Raw genomic sequence first — 21,276 nt, 5'->3', positions numbered from 1 at the left:
GTTAAGCAAGCTTACGGATTTCGCACCTTGTCGAGCACCGCCAGCGAGCGTGAAGCATTGAGGACCAGGCCGTAACTGAGTTTGTCGTAGGTGCGGAACACCATCAGCAGGCCGGCGCGTTCATCGGGAATTTTCAGCGGCTGGCCGGTGATCCGATCACGCACCGTTTCGCCGGTTTTCATCACCGCCAGAACATTGCCTTCGGCCAGACCGTCACGTTTGCCTTTGTTCAGGGTAACCACGTCCATCACACCGATCTGCGTGACGCCGCGTGGCACATCAATGATCACGCCGTTGATGTCGCTTTTCGGCGCGCTGGGCATGAAAGTCGAATTGATCGAACGTTCTTCACCGCCGAACAAGCGGTCACCGAGGCGTACTTCCTGGGTGGTGCGTTGCAGGGCGAGGGTGGCGACATCGCCTTCGGTGGCAACAACCTCGCCGCCGCCGATATCGTCGGCGTTGATGCCGAGGAATTCCTTGGTCTGCGGGTCGGTGTAGACCTTGCCTTGGCGAAAGATGCCGTACACCGGTTGCTCCGGATCGAAATGGCCACGGGCGAAGATGCGATCACCGGTACCGCTGAGCACCCGTTCGGCATCGCCGGCGACGATGTACGGCGCCTTGTCGAAGTCTTCGGCCTTGTCGACGATGCGGTTGCTCAGCAGAAAGCTATTGATCGATTTCAGCGGAATGCTCGGAATCGCCTCGGCCACCGGGCTGGTGCGAATTTGTGGCGAGAGTTTGATGGTGCCGCGCGACTCGCCACGATGGACGGTCAGTTGCGGCTGGCCGTTGACGTAGCTGAGCGTCAGCGTGTCGCCGGGATAGATCAGGTTGGGGTTTTCGATCTGCGGGTTGGCCCGCCACAATTGTGGCCATTGCCACGGCTCGCGCAGGTATTTGCCGGAAATGTCCCAGAGCGTGTCCCCGGAAACCACCGTGTATTGCTGTGGAAAACCATCCCTGAGTTGCACTTGCCCTTGCGCGGCGCCGGCCGAAGCCAGAAGCAGCAGGGCGAGTAGTGTTTTCCTCATGCAGTGAATCCCTTTATCATGTGCATTCGCGTGAATCGTCAGAGCCCCCGTGGCTCGCTTCTGTTTTTCAGAAGCTACGCTTCACAACGGTAGCCTGCATCTTCGGACCCGCCAGGCCATCGACCCGACTTTACTCAACGTGTGCAGCAATCGAAGCCTATGGCCATTTTAAACATCCTCGAATTTCCGGACCCGCGTCTGCGCACTATCGCCAAACCAGTGGCTGTAGTGGACGACGAAGTGCGTCAGTTGGTCGACGACATGTTTGAAACAATGTATGAAGCGCCGGGCATCGGCCTCGCCGCGACCCAGGTCAACGTGCACAAACGTATCGTCGTGATGGACCTGTCCGAAGACCGCACCGAGCCAAGGGTATTCATCAACCCCGAGTTCGAACCGCTGACCGACGAGATGGACCAGTACCAGGAAGGCTGCCTCTCGGTACCGGGTTTCTACGAAAACGTCGACCGCCCGCAGAAGGTCAAAATCAAAGCGCTGGACCGCGACGGCAAGCCCTATGAGCTGATTGCCGAAGGTCTGCTCGCGGTGTGCATCCAGCACGAATGCGACCACCTCAACGGCAAATTGTTCGTCGATTACCTGTCCACGCTCAAACGCGACCGGATCAAGAAGAAGCTGGAAAAGCTGCACCGCCAGAACGCTTGATGCCCCTCTTCAAAGGCTTGCTGCGGCAAGCCTTTTTCTTTTTATGAGACGCCCTTCATGACTGAGCCACTGCGCATTGTTTTTGCCGGTACCCCGGAATTCGCCGCCGAACACCTCAAGGCCCTGCTGAGCAGCCCATACGAGATCGTCGCGGTCTACACCCAGCCGGATCGCCCGGCCGGCCGAGGGCAAAAACTCATGCCAAGCCCGGTCAAACAACTCGCCCTGGAAAATAATATCCAGGTGTTGCAGCCGCCGACCTTGCGCAATGCCGACGCCCAGGCGGAACTGGCCGCGCTGAAGCCGGACTTGATGGTGGTGGTCGCCTACGGTTTGATCCTCCCGCAAGCGGTGCTGGATATTCCGCGTCTGGGTTGCATCAACAGCCACGCGTCGTTGCTGCCACGCTGGCGCGGTGCGGCGCCGATCCAGCGCGCGGTTGAACACGGCGACGCCGAAAGCGGTGTAACGGTGATGCGCATGGAAGCCGGCCTCGACACCGGGCCGATGCTGCTCAAGGTCGCCACGCCGATCAGCGCGCAAGACACTGGCGGCACCCTGCATGATCGCCTCGCCGAGATGGGGCCGCCCGCTGTGGTGCAGGCGATTGCCGGTCTGGCTGCCGGCACCTTGGAAGGTGAGGTGCAGAATGACGAACTCGCAACCTACGCACACAAACTGAACAAAGACGAAGCACGCATCGACTGGAGCCGTCCGGCGGTCGAGCTGGAACGTCTGGTCCGCGCCTTCAATCCCTGGCCCATCACCCACAGCACGCTCAATGGCGAAGCGTTGAAAGTGCTGGCCGCGACCGTGGCCGAAGGCACTGGCGCTCCGGGTGAAATCCTCAGCGCCAGCAAAGACGGCCTGATCGTCGCCTGCGGTGCCCAAGCGCTGTGCCTGACCCGCCTGCAATTGCCCGGCGGCAAGGCGCTGAACTTCAGTGACCTGTTCAACAGCCGTCGTGAGAAATTCGCCGTCGGCAGCGTCCTCGGCGCAGCGGTGGACGCGCAATGAATCCGCGTCTGGCCGCCGCCAAGGCTCTCGCTGCCGTACTCAGCGGCAAGGCTTCGCTGAACAGCTCCCTGCCGACGCAACTGGATAAGGTCGAGGATCGCGATCGCGGTTTCACTCAGGACCTGGCCTTCGGCACCGCACGCTGGCAGCCACGCCTGTCGGCACTGGCGGAAAAACTCCTGCAGAAACCGTTCAAGGCCGCCGACGCTGATGTCGAGGCGTTGCTGCTGGTTGGTCTGTATCAACTGCTCTACACCCGCGTGCCGGCCCATGCCGCCATCGGCGAAACCGTCGGTTCTGCCGACAAGCTTAAAAAGCCCTGGGCCAAAGGTCTGCTCAACGCGGTGCTGCGCAATGCCCAGCGCGAAAGCGAGACGATCTTCGCCGAACTGGAACGCGACCCGGTGGTGCGCACGGCTCACCCGCGCTGGCTGCAAAAATCCCTGAAGGCATTTTGGCCCGAGCAGTGGGAAGCGATCTGCGCAGCAAACAACGCGCATCCGCCGATGATCCTGCGGGTCAACCGTCGCCATCACAGCCGCGACGCTTATCTCGCACTGCTGGGCGCTGCCGGGATTGCCGCGACGCCGTGCGTTTACAGCCGCGACGGCATCGTCCTCGAAGCCGCTGCCGACGTGCGCAGCCTGCCGGGTTTCGCCGAAGGCTGGATCAGCGTGCAGGACGAAGCCGCGCAACTGGCTGCCGACCTGCTTGATCTGGCGCCGGGGCAGCGGGTGCTCGACGCCTGCTGCGCCCCTGGCGGCAAGACCTGCCACATCCTCGAAGCCGAACCGGCGCTCGCTGGCGTGGTAGCGGTGGATCTGGAAGCCAAGCGTCTGGTGCGGGTGAAGGAAAACCTCGAGCGCCTCGGCCTCGACGCTGAACTGATCGCCGCCGACGGTCGCGATATCGACAAATGGTGGGACGGTAAACCGTTCCAGCGCATCCTCCTCGATGCGCCATGCTCGGCCACCGGCGTGATCCGTCGCCATCCGGACATCAAGCTGACCCGCCAGCCCGACGACATCGTCGCGCTCGCGCAACTGCAAGGCGAACTGCTCGACGCCATGTGGAAAACCCTCGAGGTCGGCGGCATCCTGCTCTACGCCACGTGCTCGACGCTGCCGACCGAGAACACCGAAGTCATCGCCGCGTTCCTCGAGCGCACCCCCGGCGCGCGGGAACTGGATCTGGCCACCGCGGCCGGCATCAAGCAGCCCCATGGTCGCCAGTTGCTGGCCCAGCAGGGCGGGCATGACGGCTTCTACTACGCCAAGCTGATCAAGATCGCCGCCGCGCGCGGCTAAACGGATTCATGGAGTGACTGGATGAAAATCATCATCCTCGGTGCGGGACAGGTCGGCGGTTCGCTGGCCGAACATCTGGCCAGCGAGGCCAACGACATCACTGTGGTCGACCCCGATGGCGAGCGCCTGCGCGACCTCGGCGACCGCCTCGACATCCGCACCGTGCAGGGCCGGGGCTCGCTGCCGTCGGTGCTGCGCCAGGCCGGTGCCGACGACGCCGACATGCTGGTCGCGGTGACCAACAGCGACGAAACCAACATGGTCGCCTGCCAGGTCGCCCACACGCTGTTCCACACGCCGACCAAGATCGCTCGCGTGCGCGAAGCGTCGTACCTCAATCGCGAGGAACAGCTGTTCCAGAACGAAGCGATTCCGGTCGACGTGCTGATCAGCCCCGAGCAGGTCGTGACCAATTACATCAAGCGCCTGATCCAGCACCCCGGCGCGTTGCAGGTGATCGACTTCGCCGAAGGCGCGGCGCAACTGGTAGCGGTGCGCGCCTACTACGGCGGGCCGCTGGTCGGCCAGCAACTGCGCCAGTTGCGCGAGCACATGCCGAACGTCGAAACCCGCGTCGCGGCGATCTTCCGCCGTGACCGGCCGATCCTGCCCCAGGGCGACACGGTGATCGAGGCCGATGACGAGGTGTTTTTCATCGCCGCTCGCGAGGACATTCGCGCGGTGATGAGCGAAATGCGCCGCCTCGACGAAACCTACAAACGCATCGTCATCGCCGGTGGCGGGCAGATCGGCGAGCGCCTGGCCGAGGCCATCGAAAGCCGTTATCAGGTGAAGATCATCGAGATGAGCCCGGCGCGTTGCCGCTACCTCTCTGACACCCTCGACAGCACCGTGGTCTTGCAAGGCAGTGCCTCGGACCGCGATCTGCTGCTGGAAGAGAACATCGCCGACGCCGATATCTTCCTCGCTCTGACCAACGATGACGAAGCCAACATCATGTCGTCGCTGCTGGCCAAACGGCTGGGGGCGAAGAAGGTCATGACGATCATCAACAACCCGGCCTACGTCGACCTGATCCAGGGCGGCGACATCGACATCGCCATCAGCCCGCAACTGGCGACCATCGGCACTTTGCTCGCCCATGTGCGTCGCGGCGATATCGTCAGCGTGCACTCACTGCGGCGCGGCGCGGCGGAAGCGATCGAGGCGATTGCCCACGGTGATGCGAAATCGAGCAAGGTCATCGGCAAGCCGATCGAGAAGATCGGCCTGCCGCCCGGCACCACCATCGGCGCGGTGATCCGCAATGAGAACGTGATCATCGCCCACGACGACACGGTGATCGAAGCGGGTGACCACGTGATTCTGTTCCTTGTGGATAAAAAGCATATTCGTGATGTGGAGAAACTGTTTCATGTGGGGTTGAGCTTTTTCTGAGGTTGATCGTTCCCACGCTCCGCGTGGGAATGCAGCCCGGGACGCTCTGCGTCCCATAAGCGGACGCAGAGCGTCCATTGAGGCATTCCCACGCGGAGCGTGGGAACGATCACTCAAACGAGGCTGAATAAAATGCTCGAATCCCTGGAAAAAATGCTCGCCAAGGGTGTGGATAACGCTCTGCTGCGCTTCGGTCTGGGCAAGGGTTATCTGGACTTGGGTGAAAACGCCAAGGCTGCCGAGCATTTTCAGCGTTGTGTCGCGTTCGATCCGAAATACTCGGCAGCGTGGAAGCTGCTGGGCAAGGCGCAGCTGGCGCTAGGCGATCACGCCGCTGCGCGTCAGGCCTGGGAACAGGGCCTGGAAGCGGCCCGCGCCCACGGTGACAAACAGGCCGAGAAGGAGATGACGGTGTTCCTGAAGAAGCTCGAGCGGCAGGCGCCTTGAGCTACCGATTGAGCAAGGCGAGCCCGTCTGCATCAACCGTCACCCCATCGAAGTTGCTCAGTACCAGCGCGCCTCGCCCGGCGGACGCTTCTTGAAGCGTTTCATGCTCCACATGTACTGGCTCGGATACGCCGCGACGTAACGCTCGACCACTTTGCTCATGGCCGCGCAGGACTCGGCGGTATCGGTGCTGTACATCGCTTCTGGCGCGGCTTCGAGAATGACTTTGTAGCCCGAGCCGTCAGGAAGGCGCAGGGCATGCAGGAACACACCGACCGCTTTGCCGCCGGCCAACATGTTCGGCACGAATTTGCTGGTCAGTGCCTGAGTGGCGAAGAACGGCACGAAAATCCCGGCGGATTCGGCCGGTTCCGGGTCGGCGGGGATGCCCACGGCACCGCCCTTGCGCACTTCCTTGATGACGCTGAGAATGCCTTCCTTGGTCGACGCCGCGACCTTGTTGCCCAGCTGCACGCGCTGTTTGCGCAGCAATTCATCCACTGCCTTGAGCTTCGGCGGACGGTAGAAAATGATCGGTTTGCACTGGCTGCAATAGAAGTGGTTGAGCACTTCCCAGTTGCCGAGGTGGCTGGTGATGCCGACCACGCCTTTGCCCGAGGCCAGCGCGTCTTTCAACACATCAAGGCCTTCGACTTCACGGACCAGATCGATCGAGCGCTGCGCCGGCCAGATCCACGCGCAGGCGCTTTCGGTCAGTGACTTGCCGATGTCCTTCAGACTCTGACCGACCAGACGCTCGCGTTCGGCCGCATCCATCTGTGGAAAACATTTGGCGAGGTTGATCCGCACCACGTCGCGGGAACGGTTGGGGGTTTTCCACATGATCCAGCCGATCGCCGAACCCACGGCCTGCACGGCTCGCCATGGCAGCAGGGCAAACAGCCGCAGAGCGCCTACCAGCAAGGCGCCTTTAAACTTTTCCACAGGTCACTCCTGATCTTTGTGCTGTGCGCGAGGCGGGCATTCTAACCGGCGTTGGCGAGCTGCGCGTAGCGGTCGCAATCCTGGGTGTGGTCCATGACCATGCCCGAGGCCTGCATCAGCGCGTAGCAAATGGTCGGACCGACGAAGGTGAAGCCGGCTTTTTTCAGCGCCTTGCTCATCGCCAGCGCTTCCGGGGTGATCGCCGGGACTTCGCTGCGATCCTTGAAATGATTGATGATCGGTTGGTCGCCCACGAATGACCAGAGCAACGCCACCGGATCCTCCAGCGCCAGCCACGCCTGGGCGTTACGCCTGGCTGCATTGAGTTTCAGGCGATTGCGGATGATGCCCGGGTCGAGCATCAGTTCGTCGATTTCGGCGTCGCTCATCTGCGCCACGCGCTGCACGTCGAAGCCGAACAACACCTCGCGATAGCGCTCACGTTTGCGCAACACCGTGATCCACGACAGCCCGGCCTGGAACCCTTCGAGCAAAAGCAACTCGAACAAACCCTGCGCATCGCGCAGCGGCGTGCCCCACTCCTGATCGTGATAAGCCATGTACAGCGGATCTTCGGTACACCAAAAGCAGCGTGGCATAAGGCTCCAGGGGGCGTGCGCAGCAACGAATCGGGTATACTCCCGCTCTTTAAATCGCAGCCCAAGAAACAGGTGAATTTCGTGAGCCAGCCTACGCCAGCCGTGCGTACCTTCCAAGACTTGATCCTCGCGCTCCAGCAATACTGGGCCGAGCAAGGTTGTGTGGTACTTCAGCCCTACGATATGGAAGTAGGCGCCGGCACTTTCCACACCGCGACCTTCCTGCGCGCCATCGGCCCGGAAACCTGGAACGCCGCGTACGTGCAGCCAAGCCGCCGTCCGACTGACGGCCGTTACGGCGAAAACCCGAACCGTCTGCAGCACTACTACCAGTTTCAGGTAGTCCTGAAGCCGAACCCGGACAACTTCCAGGAACTGTACCTGGGCTCGCTCAAGCATGTCGGCCTCGACCCGCTGGTGCACGACATCCGCTTCGTCGAAGACAACTGGGAATCGCCGACCCTCGGCGCCTGGGGTCTGGGCTGGGAAGTCTGGCTCAACGGCATGGAAGTCACCCAGTTCACCTACTTCCAGCAAGCGGGCGGCATCGAGTGCTACCCGGTGACCGGCGAGATCACCTACGGTCTCGAGCGTCTGGCGATGTACCTGCAAGGCGTCGATTCGGTCTACGACCTGGTCTGGGCTGACGGTCCGTTCGGCAAAGTCACCTATGGCGATGTGTTCCACCAGAACGAAGTGGAGCAGTCCACCTACAACTTCGAACACGCCAACGTCGACAAACTGTTCGAGTTGTTCGACTTCTATGAAAGCGAAGCCAAGCGCCTGATCGAACTCGACCAGCCGCTGCCGTTGCCGAGCTACGAAATGGTGCTGAAGGCGTCGCACACCTTCAACCTGCTGGATGCGCGCCGGGCGATCTCGGTGACTGCGCGTCAGCAATACATTCTGCGCGTACGCACCCTGGCGCGTTCCGTTGCGCAAGCCTACCTGCTGGCCCGCGCCAAGCTGGGCTTCCCGATGGCGACCCCGGACCTGCGTGATGAAGTACTGGCCAAGCTGGAGGCTGCACAATGAGTGCGCAAGATTTTCTGGTTGAACTGGGCACCGAAGAACTGCCACCCAAAGCCCTGAACACTTTGGCTGATGCGTTCCTCGCCGGTATCGACAAGGGCCTGCAAGCCGCCGGCCTGAGCTACGAAAGCAAAACCGTGTATGCCGCGCCACGTCGTCTGGCCGTGCTGATCACTGCGCTGGCTACTCAGCAGCCGGATCGCAGCATCAACCTCGATGGCCCGCCACGTCAGGCCGCGTTCGACGCTGACGGCAATCCGACTCAGGCCGCGCTCGGTTTCGCCAAGAAGTGCGGCGTCGAGCTGAGCGAAATCGACCAGAGCGGTCCGAAACTGCGCTACAGCCAGAACATCGCCGGCAAGCCGACTGCGAGCCTGCTGCCGACCATCGTCGAAGATTCGCTGAACGACCTGCCGATTCCGAAACGCATGCGTTGGGGTGCGCGCAAGGAAGAATTCGTGCGTCCGACCCAGTGGCTGGTGATGCTGCTCGGTGATCAGGTCATCGACTGCACGATCCTCGCGCAGAAGGCTGGCCGTGAATCCCGTGGTCACCGTTTCCACCATCCGCAAGCCGTACGCATCGGTTCGCCGTCGAGCTACCTCGCCGACCTGCGTGCCGCTTACGTATTGGCCGATGCCAACGAGCGTCGCGAGATCATCAGCAAGCGCACCGAAGAGTTGGCCACCCGTCAGGAAGGCACGGCGATCGTACCGCCGGCGCTGCTCGACGAAGTGACCGCGCTGGTCGAATGGCCGGTGCCGCTGGTGTGCTCGTTCGAGGAACGCTTCCTCGACGTACCGCAAGAAGCGCTGATCACCACCATGCAGGACAACCAGAAGTATTTCTGCCTGCTGGATGCCGACGGCAAGTTGCTGCCACGTTTCATTACCGTGGCCAACATCGAAAGCAAAGACCCGCAGCAGATCATCGCCGGTAACGAGAAAGTGGTTCGCCCACGCCTGACCGACGCCGAGTTCTTCTTCAAGCAGGACAAGAAGCAGAAGCTCGAAGACTTCAACCTGCGCCTGCAGAACGTGGTGTTCCAGGAAAAACTCGGCAGCGTCTACGACAAGGCCGAGCGCGTATCGAAACTGGCCGCGTACATCGCCGCACGCATCGGCGGCAACGCCTCGTGGGCTGCCCGTGCGGGCCTGCTGTCGAAGTGCGACCTGGCCACCGAAATGGTCGGCGAGTTCCCGGAGATGCAAGGTGTCGCCGGTTACTACTACGCCCTCAATGACGGCGAGCCACAGGATGTCGCGCTGGCCTTGAACGAGCAGTACATGCCACGCGGGGCCGGTGCCGAATTGCCAGCGACCCTGACCGGTGCAGCTGTCGCCATCGCCGACAAACTCGACACTCTGGTCGGCATCTTCGGTATCGGCATGCTGCCAACCGGCAGCAAAGACCCTTATGCCCTGCGCCGTGCGGCACTGGGCGTGCTGCGTATCCTGATCGAGAAACAACTGGATCTGGACCTGAACGACGCCGTGGCTTTCGCGGTGAATGCGTTCGGCGGCAAGGTCAAGGCTGCCGGCCTCAACGAAGCCGTGCTGGAATTCATCTTCGACCGTCTGCGTGCGCGTTATGAAGACGAAGGCGTCGACGTCGCCACCTACCTGTCGGTACGTGCACTGAAGCCAGGCTCGGCGCTGGACTTCGACCAGCGTGTGCAGGCGGTGCAGGCCTTCCGCAAACTGCCGGAAGCGGCAGCGCTGGCGGCGGTGAACAAGCGCGTGTCGAACCTGTTGAGCAAGGTCGAAGGCTCGGTACCGACCGTGGTCGAAGCCAAGTATTTCGACAACGCCAACGAGTTCTCGCTGTATTCGGCAATCCAGCAAGCGGATCAAGCGGTGCAGCCAATGGCCGCGGCGCGTCAGTACAACGAATCGCTGGCACGCCTGGCGGCACTGCGCGAGCCGGTCGACGCGTTCTTCGACGCGGTGATGGTCAATGCCGACGATGCCAATGTGCGGGCCAACCGTTACGCGCTGCTGGCGCGTCTGCGTGGCCTGTTCCTCGGTGTTGCCGACATTTCGCTGCTGGGTTGAGGGATTGCTGTTGAAACTGCTGATTCTCGATCGTGACGGCGTGATCAATTACGACTCCGATGCCTACATCAAGTCGGTGGAGGAGTGGATTCCGCTGCCCGGTTCGATCGAAGCGATTGCGCAGTTGAGCAAGGCCGGCTGGACGGTGGCGGTGGCCACCAACCAGTCGGGCATTGCTCGCGGCTATTACGATCTCGCCACCCTCGAGGCCATGCACGCGCGCCTGCGCGAGCTGGTCGCGGAGCAGGGCGGTGAAGTCGGTCTGATCGTGTATTGCCCGCATGGCCCGGACGAAGGCTGCGATTGCCGCAAACCGAAACCGGGAATGCTGAAAACCATTGCCGAGCATTACACGGTGCCGTTGACCAACGTCTGGTTCGTCGGCGACAGCCTTGGTGACCTGGAGGCCGCCAAAGCCGTCGATTCACAGCCAGTTTTGGTGAAGACCGGGAAAGGCGAAAAGACTCAGGGCAAAACCCTGCCGGTTGGCACTCTGATTTTTGACGATCTGGCGGCGATAGCCGCAGAACTTATCCACAACTAGAGTACTTCTGAAATTCCTGGCCAGGGATTGCTCGGGAGTGCGCTTGAACAGTCGGGCATTGCCCCGTAACGGTAACCGTCGCCATGTCGATACTGCGGGCCTTCAGAATCTTTCTTTTCTATCTGCTGCTGGGCACAACAGCGTTGCTGTGGTGCAGCCTGAGCTTTTTCATCGCGCCGTTTCTGTCCTTCAAGGCGCGCTATCGTTTCATCAACGTGTACTGGTGCCGTTGCGCCCTGTGGCTGACCAAGGTTTTCCTCGGTATCCGCTACGAAATCAAAGGCGCGGAAAACGTACCGGACCGGCCCTGCGTGATTCAATCGAACCACCAGAGCACATGGGAGACGTTCTTTCTCTCCGCTTATTTCTCGCCATTGAGCCAGGTGCTCAAGCGCGAATTGCTTTACGTGCCGTTCTTCGGCTGGGCCATGGCCATGCTGCGCCCGATCGCCATCGACCGCGACAACCCGAAGGCCGCGCTCAAACAAGTTGCGGCCAAAGGCGACGAGCTGCTCAAGGACAACGTCTGGGTGCTGATCTTCCCCGAAGGCACACGAGTCCCCTACGGCACTGTCGGAAAATTCTCCCGCAGTGGCAGCGCATTGGCGGTGAATGCGGCGCTTCCGGTGCTGCCGATTGCACACAATGCCGGCAAATTCTGGCCAAAAATCGGCTGGGGCAAACAGGCCGGAGTGATCACCGTGGTCATTGGCGAACCGATGTATGCCGAAGGCAGCGGGCCGCGCGCCATCGCTGATCTCAATGACCGTGTGCAGGCGTGGAACGAGAAGACCCAGCGCGATATGGGCTCGCTGCCACCGGCGCCACAGGCACCGGCCGCGAGTGATCAACTGGCTGTCTGAATTTTGTGGATAACCTGTGTACGCTTTTGCTTCAAAAGTCCGTGATCGTTTTGTAACTTATTGATTTTCATCGATATTTTTAAATCGACAAGTTGAACGAAATCCGTGCATAAGTTTTATTCGGATGTAAAAAAACCGGTCGTTATAGCCGGTTTTTTTGTGCCTCTTTTTCATTCAGAAATCAGCGGCAAATCGATGCGGAATGTGGTTCCCGCGTCGACCACGCTGCGACACTCGATTGTGCCGCCATGATGATCAATCACGGCTTTGACCATCGACAGACCCAGGCCCACACCGTCGATGCCCTGGGCGGAGGAGAAACGCCGATACTGGCTGAACAGGTCAGGCAATTCATCGGCGGCAATGCCCTTGCCCTGATCGGACAATTCGCAGCGCAGCCACTGCCCATCACAGCTGACCGTCAGTTGCACCGTGCTGTCTGCCGGGCTGTACTTGATCGCGTTTTCCAGCAGGTTGAACAGGGCGCGAGTCAGCAATCCCTGATCGGCCAGAATCAGCCGCTCCTGACATTCCTCATCAACTTCGTTGAGCAGCTCGATGCGTTTCTGCTGGGCGATGGGCAGGGCCTGATCGAGGACGTCCAATACCAGCATCGCGAATAATGTCGGGCGGAACTGGTAGGTTTCGGATTCAGCGCGCGCCAACAAGACAAAACCATCAGTCAGATCCAGCGCGCGGCGCACCTGACGCTCAATCTGCTCGAACAGCGGCGCATCAGCACCCGCCTGGTGACGATGCACATCCAGCAGGGCGAGGATCGCCGAATGGGGGGCGCGCAGGTCGTGGGAAAGAAAACGCAGCAGCACGCCGCGCTGCTCCTCGGCCGCACGCTCGGCACTCAAGTCCGTCAGGCTGAGCAGCCAACCGATCGGCGTATCGCCGTCGACCGGCAGCAGCGCCGCTCTTTCCAGGCGCAGACTGCGTTCCTTGTGATCGCGAAACTCCAGCAGCGGCAGGGTGGCCAGCGGCGGTCGCGGCGCTGTGGATAATTCCGGATAGCCGAGCCGCGCCAGTTGCTCGAGTACGTCATCGCCCACCAGCGAATCTTCGAACAGTTCGCGCGCCTTGCGATTGCCCAGCAGAATCTTGCCCAGCGGATCACTGATCAGCGTCGCCACCGGCAGGTATTCCAGGCCATCGGCAATGAACCGCCGGGTGTCGCGGGTGCGGCTCATGGCTTGTTCGAGCGCCATGATCTGGCCCTGCAAACGGTCGGCACCGGTGAAGCGGGTCCGGCGGCGTTCAGGGAAGACTTTCGGTTCGCTGTCCAGACGCGCCAGCTCCCAACCGAAGTAGGTCAGCACCACGCTCAGACGTCGCCAGTTCCAGATCAGGTAACCGAACAACATGCCCAGCGCGGCTGGCGTTGGCGACCACCAGTAGCGGACTTCGGCCAGTAGGGCGCTGGCGATCAGCGCACAGGCCATGCCGATCAAGGTGACCCACAGCGCCCAACGCGGACGCCACAGCAATAATCCCAGTACACCGGCGATCATCGCCACGGACAACAGCGCGCCGGGCGCTGGCGAGGGATTGTGCAGATTGATCTGGGCGCGATAAGACAACAAGGCAGTCAGCGGCAACAGCACTAGACTTATCCACAACCACTCGCGCACCAGCCGGCGGAACAGACGCTGGACCTGGCTCGGCTCACGACTTTCACGTCGGCGTTGAGTGTTATGCATGAGGCACAGGGCAGGGCAGTGGGAATGGTTTCATAGGTCTCAGGTCTGAGGCGTAGACCCGAAGAATCATAGCGGACGTCGACCAACGACGGGCTGCTTCTTTCATCGCGGCCGCGGAGTCGCTATTGTCGACATCCCAGCCCCAGCGACAAGGAACACCGCCGATGCGCGTTGCCATTCTGGACGACGAACCCGCCGAACTGCGCCGGGTCGAGCAAACCCTAGAGCAAATGGCCGAAGCTGGCGAACAGCCGTGGTCGCTGCACAGCTTCGAGCGCGGCGAAGACTTGTTGCGCCAGTTGCGCCGGGAGACTTTTGACCTGCTGATCCTCGATTGGCAACTGCCGGACCTCACAGGCCTGGCACTGCTGCGCTGGACCCGCGAACACATGGACGCGCCACCCGCTGCAATCATGCTCACCAGCCGCGACGGCGAGAGCGATATCGTTCAAGCCTTGAATGCCGGGGCCGACGATTATGTCAGCAAGCCGTTTCGCCCGAATGAGTTGAAGGCGAGGGTGGCAGCGGTATTGCGCCGACATAGCCAACCGCGCAGCGCGGCGGGCGAAGTACAGACGTTCCACGATCTGACTTTCGACGATGCGGAACTGACCGTCACCCGTGCAGGCAAACCGATCCTCATGACCGAACGCGAATACCGCCTGGCGCGCTGCCTGTTCAGCAACTTGGGGCGGCCATTGTCGCGGGATTATCTGTACGAGCGCTTCTGGCCGAACGAGGAGACAACTTCCTCGCGGCCGCTGGATACGCATATATACCGATTGCGCAACAAGCTCGGGCTGACAGCGGATCGGGGTTGGCAGTTGCTGACTATTTATGGGTATGGGTATCGGTTGGAGAGTGTCGGCACTGGGAATGAGTGAGGCAAAAAAAAACCCCGGCATTGGCCGGGGTTTTTCATAAGCGGATAGCAATCAGGATCAGAAATCCAGGTTGGAAACCGCCAGTGCGTTGCTCTCGATGAAGTCTCGGCGAGGTTCGACCGCATCACCCATCAGGGTGTTGAAGATCTGGTCTGCCCCGATGGCGTCTTCGATGGTGACTTTCAGCATGCGTCGCACGCTTGGGTCCATGGTGGTTTCCCACAGCTGATCCGGGTTCATTTCGCCCAGACCTTTATAGCGCTGGATGGTGTGGCGCTTGGTGCTTTCGGCCATCAGCCAGTCGAGGGCTTCCTTGAACTCGGTAACGGCTTTCTTGCGCTCGCCACGCTGGATGTACGCGCCTTCGTCGAGCAGGGTGCTCAGTTGCGCGCCCAGGGTGACCACAGTTTTGTAGTCGTTGCTGCCGAAGAAGTCGCGGTTGAAGGTGACGTAGTTCGACAAGCCGTGGGAGATCAGTTCGACCTCTGGCAGCCAGACGCCACGTTCGCGATCCTCACGCAGGCTGGCCTTGTAGACCAGGCCCGACTTCTCGTTGGTACGCAGACGGACTTCGTACTGCGCCAGCCACTCTTGCATCGCCGCGTGGTCGCCCAGGGTTTCAAGGCTGACGGCCGGCAGATAGATGAAGTGCTCGGTCAGCTCCTGAGGGTACAGACGCGACAGGCGCTTGAGGGTCTTCATGACCATGCGGAAGTCGTTGACCAAACGTTCCAGCGCTTCACCGGAAATGCCCGGGGCTTCTTCGTTCAGGTGCAGGCTGGCATCTTCCAGGGCCGACTGCGTCATGTACTCTTCCATGGCGTCGTCGTCTTTGATGTACTGCTCTTGCTTGCCTTTTTTGACCTTGTACAGCGGTGGCTGGGCGATGTAGATGTAGCCACGCTCGATCAGCTCCGGCAGCTGACGGAAGAAGAAGGTCAGCAGCAGGGTGCGGATGTGCGAACCGTCGACGTCAGCATCGGTCATGATGATGATGTTGTGATAACGCAACTTGTCGATGTTGTACTCTTCGCGACCGATGCCGCAGCCCAGCGCGGTGATCAGCGTGCCCACTTCCTGGGACGAGATCATCTTGTCGAAACGGGCTTTCTCGACGTTGAGGATCTTGCCCTTCAACGGGAGGATCGCCTGGGTCTTGCGGTTACGTCCCTGCTTGGCAGAACCGCCCGCGGAGTCACCCTCCACCAGGTACAGTTCGGACAGCGCCGGGTCTTTCTCCTGGCAGTCAGCGAGTTTGCCCGGCAGGCCGGCGATGTCCAGCGCGCCTTTGCGGCGGGTCATCTCACGGGCCTTGCGCGCGGCTTCACGGGCACGGGCGGCGTCGATCATCTTGCCGACTACCAGCTTGGCTTCGTTCGGATTTTCCAGAAGGAAGTCGGAGAAGTATTTGCCCATCTCCTGCTCGACCGCAGTCTTCACTTCGGAAGACACCAGCTTGTCTTTGGTCTGCGAGCTGAACTTCGGATCAGGCACCTTCACCGAGATGATTGCGGTCAGGCCTTCACGGGCATCGTCACCGGTGGTGGCGACTTTGTGCTTCTTCGCCAGACCTTCCTGCTCGATGTAGTTGTTCAGGTTACGCGTCAGTGCCGAACGGAAGCCCACCAGGTGGGTGCCGCCGTCGCGCTGCGGAATGTTGTTGGTGAAGCACAACAGGTTCTCGTTGAAGCTGTCGTTCCACTGCAAGGCGATTTCCACGCCGATGCCGTCTTCACGCTGGATGTTGAAGTGGAACACCTGATTGACCGCAGTCTTGTTGGTATTCAGGTATTCAACGAACGCGCGCAGGCCGCCTTCGTACTTGAACAGCTCTTCCTTGCCGCTGCGCTCGTCCTTGAGGACGATGCCGACTCCGGAGTTGAGGAAGGACAGTTCACGAATACGCTTGGCGAGGATGTCCCAGCTGAAGTGAATGTTCTTGAAGGTTTCGCTGGAAGCCTTGAAGTGAATCTGAGTGCCAGTGGTTTCGCTGTCGCCAACGATGGCCATCGGTGCCTGAGGCACGCCGTGAACGTAAGTCTGTTCCCAGATCTTGCCACTGCGGCGAACGGTCAGTACCAGCTCTTCGGACAGGGCGTTCACTACCGACACACCTACGCCGTGCAGACCGCCGGACACCTTGTAGGAGTTGTCGTCGAACTTACCGCCAGCGTGGAGGACGGTCATGATGACCTCAGCGGCGGACACGCCTTCCTCTTTATGCACGTCTACCGGGATGCCACGACCGTTGTCTTTAACGGTGATGGATTCGTCCGGGTGAATGATGATGCTGATGTCGTCGCAATGGCCGGCGAGGGCTTCGTCGATCGAGTTGTCGACCACCTCGAACACCATGTGGTGCAGACCGCTGCCATCGTCGGTGTCACCAATGTACATACCGGGACGTTTGCGTACGGCATCCAGGCCTTTCAGCACTTTAATGCTCGTTGAGTCGTACGTATTTTCTTCGCTCAATGCCTTCACTCCCGATGGTCGTGGGTCTGGGTGATACGGCCCTGTTCCACGTGGAACAAAGCGACTGGCGTTTCCGTCTGCCAGCCTTCCCTCAGTAATTCGTGATCTACACAGGTGATGAACACCTGGCAGCGTAAGTCTTCCAGCAAGCGGCACAGCGCGCGACGGTGGCTCTCGTCCAGCTCGGACGGCAAGTCATCAACCAGATAAATACACTGTCCGCGACGGGCCTGGCTGACCAGGTGCCCTTGGGCAATCCGTAGTGCACAGACCACAAGCTTTTGCTGACCCCGGGACAGGATGTCCGCGGCATTGTGTGCGCCCAATCTGAGACGCAAATCAGCGCGTTGCGGTCCGGCCTGGGTGTGCCCCATCTGCTGATCCCGTTGCACGGAACCGGCGAGCACAGCGCTTAATTCGCGGTCCTTGTCCCAGCCTCGGTAATAGCTGAGCGTCAAACCCTCAAGCTCAACCAGTTCGCTCAAGGTCTGTTCGAAGACCGGTTTCAAGGCTGTGATGTAAGCGCGGCGGTATTCATCGATTTCAGCGCTGGCCTGGCACAGTTCCCTGTCCCAAACCGCTTGCGAAACGGCGTCAAGTGTACCATGCCGCAGCCAGGAGTTTCTCTGGCGCAGCGCCTTCTGCAAACGCTGCCAGGTGGCCATGAAACGCGGCTCAACGTGGAACACGCCCCAGTCGAGAAACTGCCGGCGAATCTTCGGCGCTCCTTCCAGCAGACGGAAGCTGTCCGGGTTGATCAACTGCAACGGCAGGATCTCCGCCAGCTGCGCAGCACTACGGGCGTTCTGGCCATCGATGCGAATCTGGAACTCGCCCTGACGGTCGCGAGAAATCCCCAGCGCACTGTGTCCGCCTTCAGCCAGCTCAACCTGACCAAATACAGTACAGGCGAGCTGTTCGTACTGAATGACCGGCAACAGCCGCGTGCTGCGAAACGAACGGGCAAGCCCCAGCAGATGAATGGCTTCCAGGACACTGGTTTTGCCGCTGCCGTTGGCGCCGTAAAGAATGTTGATGCGGGGGGAGGGGGAGAAGGTCACCGGGTGCAGATTGCGCACCGCGGTGACCGAAACACGACTTAACGACATTCAGGATCAGCTGATTACAGACGCATCGGCATGACAACGTAAGCCGAATCGTCATTGTCGGACTCTTGCACCAGCGCACTGCTGTTGGAGTCGGACAGGATCAGGCGAACCTGCTCGGTGGTCATCACACCCAGCACGTCGAGCAGGTAGCTGACGTTGAAACCGATCTCCAGCGAGCCGCCGTTGTACTCAACGCCCACTTCTTCTTCCGCTTCTTCCTGCTCCGGGTTGTTGGCCTGGATCTTCAACTGACCGCTGGCCAGTTGCAGACGGATACCGCGGTACTTCTCGTTGGACAGAATCGCGGTACGGCTGAACGCTTCACGCAGTGCCTGACGATCGCCGAGTACCAGTTTGTCGCCACCTTTCGGCAGCACGCGCTCGTAATCCGGGAATTTACCGTCGACCAGTTTCGAGGTGAAAGTGAACTCGCCGGTGGTGGCGCGGATATGGTGCTGGCCGAGGACGATGCTGACATTGCCATCCGGCTCAGTGAGCAGACGCGCCAGTTCGAGGATACCTTTGCGCGGCACGATCACCTGATGACGATCCGGCTGACCGATATCGGCCTGCATCGAGCACATCGCCAGACGGTGTCCGTCGGTGGCCACAGCGCGGATCACACCAGCGGAAACTTCCAGCAGCATGCCGTTGAGGTAGTAACGCACGTCCTGCTGGGCCATGGCGAAGCTGGTGCGTTCGATCAAGCGACGCAGCTTGCTTTGCTCCAGGCTGCAGGTCAGCGAGCCAGGGCCTTCTTCGACGGTCGGGAAATCGTTGGCCGGCAGGGTCGACAGGGTGAAGCGGCTACGACCGGCCTTCACCACCAGCTTCTGCTCGTCGACCTTGATGTCGATCAGCGCATCGTTGGGCAGGCTTTTGCAGATATCCATCAGCTTGCGCGCCGGCACGGTGATGGAGCCCGTTTCGGCCGGCTCTTCGAGTTGCACACGACCGACCAGCTCGACTTCCAGGTCGGTACCGGTCAGCGACAGTTGCTGGCCTTCGACGACCAACAGCACGTTGGACAGTACCGGCAAGGTCTGTCGGCGCTCGACGACGCCTGCGACCAGTTGCAGGGGTTTCAACAGGGCTTCGCGTTGAATGGTGAAATGCATGGTCTAGTCCCTTGCCTTAATAAGCTGCGCTGGTGTTCATCAAGTGGTCAGTGTACGCAGCAGGTTCTTGTAGTCCTCGCGGATGTCCGCGTCGGATTCCTTAAGTTCGTTGATCTTGCGGCAGGCGTGCAACACGGTGGTGTGGTCGCGGCCGCCAAACACATCGCCAATTTCCGGCAGGCTGTGGTTGGTCAGTTCCTTGGACAACGCCATGGCCACCTGACGCGGACGAGCCACCGAGCGCGAACGGCGCTTGGACAGCAGGTCGGAAATCTTGATCTTGTAATACTCGGCGACGGTGCGCTGAATGTTATCCACAGAAACAAGTTTGTCCTGCAACGCCAGCAAGTCTTTCAGGGATTCGCGGATCAGCTCGATGGTGATGTCGCGGCCCATGAAGTGCGAGTGGGCGATTACGCGTTTCAGCGCACCTTCCAGCTCACGGACGTTGGAGCGAATGCGCTGGGCAATGAAGAACGCGGCGTCATGGGGCAGCTCGACTTTAGCCTGATCGGCTTTCTTCATCAAAATCGCCACGCGGGTTTCCAGCTCAGGCGGCTCGACCGCAACGGTCAGGCCCCAGCCGAAGCGGGATTTTAGGCGTTCTTCAAGGCCTTCAATTTCTTTCGGGTAGCGGTCACTGGTGAGAATGACCTGCTGACCACCTTCAAGCAACGCGTTGAAGGTGTGGAAAAACTCTTCCTGGGAACGCTCCTTGCGAGCGAAGAACTGAATATCGTCGATCAGCAAGGCGTCCACCGAACGGTAGAAACGCTTGAATTCGTTGATCGCGTTCAGTTGCAGCGCCTTGACCATGTCGGCCACGAAACGCTCGGAATGCAGGTACACGACCTTGGCATTCGGATTCTTCTTTAATAGATGGTTGCCCACCGCGTGCATCAAGTGGGTTTTACCCAAGCCGACGCCACCATAAAGGAAGAGCGGGTTATAACCGTGCTTGGGATTGTCCGCCACCTGCCAGGCCGCCGCACGGGCGAGCTGGTTGGATTTACCTTCAACGAAGTTTTCGAAGGTGAACGTGCGATTCAGGTAACTGGTGTGCTTGAGCGCACCTTCTACCTGCACGGTGCGCTGCTCCGCGCGAACCGGGGCCTGCTGCGAAGCGGCACCGGCCATCGGGTCGAAGCTGTCGCGGGAAGGCTCTTCACTGACTTCAGCGGCCTTCTGTGTGGAACGCTTGGCCGGAGCAGGGGCTGGCGTCGGTGCCGGATTGCTCGCTGGCACATTATTGGCCTGCGCCTGAGCAACCTGCGCGGCAGCCAGTGGCGCATTGGGTGCGGCACGAGGTGCCGAGCTGCGTTTGCTGCCTATTAACAAGGACAGCGCCGGCGTCGAGCCATTGCCGTGCTCATCCAGCAGTTCAAGGACGCGGCCCAGGTACTTTTCGTTGACCCAGTCCAACACGAAACGATTCGGTGCGTAGACGCGCAACTCGTCGCCTTCGGCTTCGACCTGTAGTGGACGGATCCAGGTGTTGAATTGTTGGGCAGGCAGCTCTTCGCGCAAAAGCTCCACGCACTGCTGCCAAAGTTCCACTGACACGGATATCCCCTAAGTTGAAAGCCGGTGAGGCAAAAACAAGCGGCCATTGTAGCGGCGAGCGATTCACTTATCCACATGCAGGTAGGTTCGTCACCATCATTTATCAACGCGTTAACGCATTAAAAGGCGACCAACGGCATGTGAATAAGCCCTGTGGATAAACGCCTCTGAGGGCACTGGACAACTGGGGGCTAAACCCGGTGGATAACCAGCCTGTGGATAACAGGCCATTCCACGCACAGCTTATCCGATAGCGCAGCACAGGCTGAACACGGTTTTCCACTGTAGTTGTCATTCTCTGTACATCCCGTGGAATAAGGCTTCATGGCAGTTATCCACAGAAGATGGCGTGCCTAGCTTTTACAAGCTTTACAGAAAAGCTTTAAATAATTCCCTTCTTTATTTCTATATCTGGCTGACAGGCGTTCAAGCTAAAAACCTGCCCGGATCTATTTATAAGGAAACGCTGGTTGGAAATTGACCTGAAGGCTTGCTTTCTCTAGAATCCCCGG

At 60.3% G+C, this 21,276-nt stretch carries 18 protein-coding genes; 10 read left to right on the top strand and 8 right to left on the bottom strand.

The window, feature by feature from the left end:
* Positions 1–11: 11 nt before the first annotated feature.
* Positions 12–1,037 (bottom strand): LysM peptidoglycan-binding domain-containing protein, encoded by a 1,026-nt coding sequence (locus tag OC605_RS08430; RefSeq protein ID WP_262136667.1) that lies wholly within the window; start codon positions 1,035–1,037, stop codon positions 12–14.
* Between the two features lie 159 nt (positions 1,038–1,196).
* On the opposite strand from OC605_RS08430, the gene def reads away from it, so the two are divergent.
* The 5 genes from def (at position 1,197) to OC605_RS08405 (ending at position 5,872) form a co-directional block, all read left to right on the top strand.
* Positions 1,197–1,703: a peptide deformylase gene (gene def, locus OC605_RS08425; RefSeq protein ID WP_016772378.1), complete on the top strand. Its 507-nt coding sequence runs from the start codon at positions 1,197–1,199 to the stop codon at positions 1,701–1,703.
* Positions 1,704–1,760: 57 nt separating this feature from the next.
* Positions 1,761–2,720, top strand: coding sequence for a methionyl-tRNA formyltransferase (gene fmt / locus OC605_RS08420; RefSeq protein WP_262136666.1), 960 nt, complete (start codon positions 1,761–1,763; stop codon positions 2,718–2,720).
* Positions 2,717–4,027, top strand: a complete 1,311-nt coding sequence (gene rsmB, locus OC605_RS08415) for a 16S rRNA (cytosine(967)-C(5))-methyltransferase RsmB (protein ID WP_262136665.1) — start codon at positions 2,717–2,719, stop codon at positions 4,025–4,027. The genes fmt and rsmB overlap by 4 nt, the downstream gene beginning before the upstream one ends.
* Positions 4,028–4,048: 21 nt before the next feature.
* Entirely contained in the window at positions 4,049–5,425 is a 1,377-nt protein-coding gene (gene trkA / locus OC605_RS08410) for a Trk system potassium transporter TrkA (protein ID WP_262136664.1), read from the top strand.
* 132 nt (positions 5,426–5,557) lie between these two features.
* Positions 5,558–5,872, top strand: a complete 315-nt coding sequence (locus OC605_RS08405; protein WP_041476513.1) for a tetratricopeptide repeat protein — start codon at positions 5,558–5,560, stop codon at positions 5,870–5,872.
* Between the two features lie 57 nt (positions 5,873–5,929).
* Here OC605_RS08405 and OC605_RS08400 read toward each other — a convergent pair whose 3' ends face one another.
* Positions 5,930–6,817, bottom strand: coding sequence for a lysophospholipid acyltransferase (locus OC605_RS08400; RefSeq protein WP_024014955.1), 888 nt, complete (start codon positions 6,815–6,817; stop codon positions 5,930–5,932).
* A gap of 41 nt (positions 6,818–6,858) precedes the next feature.
* Entirely contained in the window at positions 6,859–7,416 is a 558-nt protein-coding gene (locus tag OC605_RS08395) for a DNA-3-methyladenine glycosylase I (protein WP_024014954.1), read from the bottom strand.
* Between the two features lie 81 nt (positions 7,417–7,497).
* Between OC605_RS08395 and glyQ the strand changes: the two genes are divergently transcribed.
* The 4 genes from glyQ (at position 7,498) to OC605_RS08375 (ending at position 11,909) form a co-directional block, all read left to right on the top strand.
* Positions 7,498–8,451 (top strand): glycine--tRNA ligase subunit alpha, encoded by a 954-nt coding sequence (gene glyQ, locus OC605_RS08390; RefSeq protein ID WP_003187265.1) that lies wholly within the window; start codon positions 7,498–7,500, stop codon positions 8,449–8,451.
* Complete coding sequence (glyS, locus tag OC605_RS08385) at positions 8,448–10,502, top strand: glycine--tRNA ligase subunit beta (protein WP_024014953.1); 2,055 nt, start codon at positions 8,448–8,450, stop codon at positions 10,500–10,502. Before glyQ ends, glyS begins: the two co-directional genes overlap by 4 nt.
* Before the next feature lie 4 nt (positions 10,503–10,506).
* Entirely contained in the window at positions 10,507–11,046 is a 540-nt protein-coding gene (gene gmhB / locus OC605_RS08380; RefSeq protein ID WP_164488352.1) for a D-glycero-beta-D-manno-heptose 1,7-bisphosphate 7-phosphatase, read from the top strand.
* 83 nt (positions 11,047–11,129) lie between these two features.
* Positions 11,130–11,909 carry a lysophospholipid acyltransferase family protein gene (locus tag OC605_RS08375; RefSeq protein ID WP_071173920.1) on the top strand — a complete coding sequence of 260 codons (780 nt, stop codon included), beginning with the start codon at positions 11,130–11,132 and terminating at the stop codon, positions 11,907–11,909.
* A gap of 170 nt (positions 11,910–12,079) precedes the next feature.
* Here the strand turns inward: OC605_RS08375 and OC605_RS08370 are convergent, their stop codons facing one another.
* A complete protein-coding gene (locus OC605_RS08370) occupies positions 12,080–13,615 on the bottom strand; it encodes an ATP-binding protein (protein WP_262136662.1) in 1,536 nt (511 codons plus the stop codon).
* A 164-nt stretch (positions 13,616–13,779) separates the two neighbouring features.
* Between OC605_RS08370 and OC605_RS08365 the strand changes: the two genes are divergently transcribed.
* A complete protein-coding gene (locus OC605_RS08365) occupies positions 13,780–14,499 on the top strand; it encodes a response regulator transcription factor (protein WP_262136661.1) in 720 nt (239 codons plus the stop codon).
* Between the two features lie 57 nt (positions 14,500–14,556).
* Here OC605_RS08365 and gyrB read toward each other — a convergent pair whose 3' ends face one another.
* Genes gyrB through dnaA form a run of 4 tightly spaced genes read right to left on the bottom strand, consistent with a single transcriptional unit; the run spans position 14,557 to position 20,764 of the window.
* Positions 14,557–16,974 (bottom strand): DNA topoisomerase (ATP-hydrolyzing) subunit B, encoded by a 2,418-nt coding sequence (gene gyrB, locus OC605_RS08360; RefSeq protein WP_024014948.1) that lies wholly within the window; start codon positions 16,972–16,974, stop codon positions 14,557–14,559.
* A 5-nt stretch (positions 16,975–16,979) separates the two neighbouring features.
* Positions 16,980–18,083, bottom strand: a complete 1,104-nt coding sequence (gene recF / locus OC605_RS08355; RefSeq protein ID WP_016772389.1) for a DNA replication/repair protein RecF — start codon at positions 18,081–18,083, stop codon at positions 16,980–16,982.
* A 14-nt stretch (positions 18,084–18,097) separates the two neighbouring features.
* Entirely contained in the window at positions 18,098–19,201 is a 1,104-nt protein-coding gene (dnaN, locus tag OC605_RS08350; protein ID WP_016772390.1) for a DNA polymerase III subunit beta, read from the bottom strand.
* Positions 19,202–19,240: 39 nt separating this feature from the next.
* Entirely contained in the window at positions 19,241–20,764 is a 1,524-nt protein-coding gene (dnaA, locus tag OC605_RS08345; protein ID WP_024014947.1) for a chromosomal replication initiator protein DnaA, read from the bottom strand.
* Between the last annotated feature and the right edge of the window lie 512 nt (positions 20,765–21,276).

It is taken from the genome of Pseudomonas sp. Marseille-Q5117, from assembly GCF_946901175.1.
GTDB lineage: Bacteria > Pseudomonadota > Gammaproteobacteria > Pseudomonadales > Pseudomonadaceae > Aquipseudomonas > Aquipseudomonas iranensis.
Note: the sequence above shows the minus strand (reverse complement) of the source record. Positions and strands in the feature narration are given on the sequence as shown.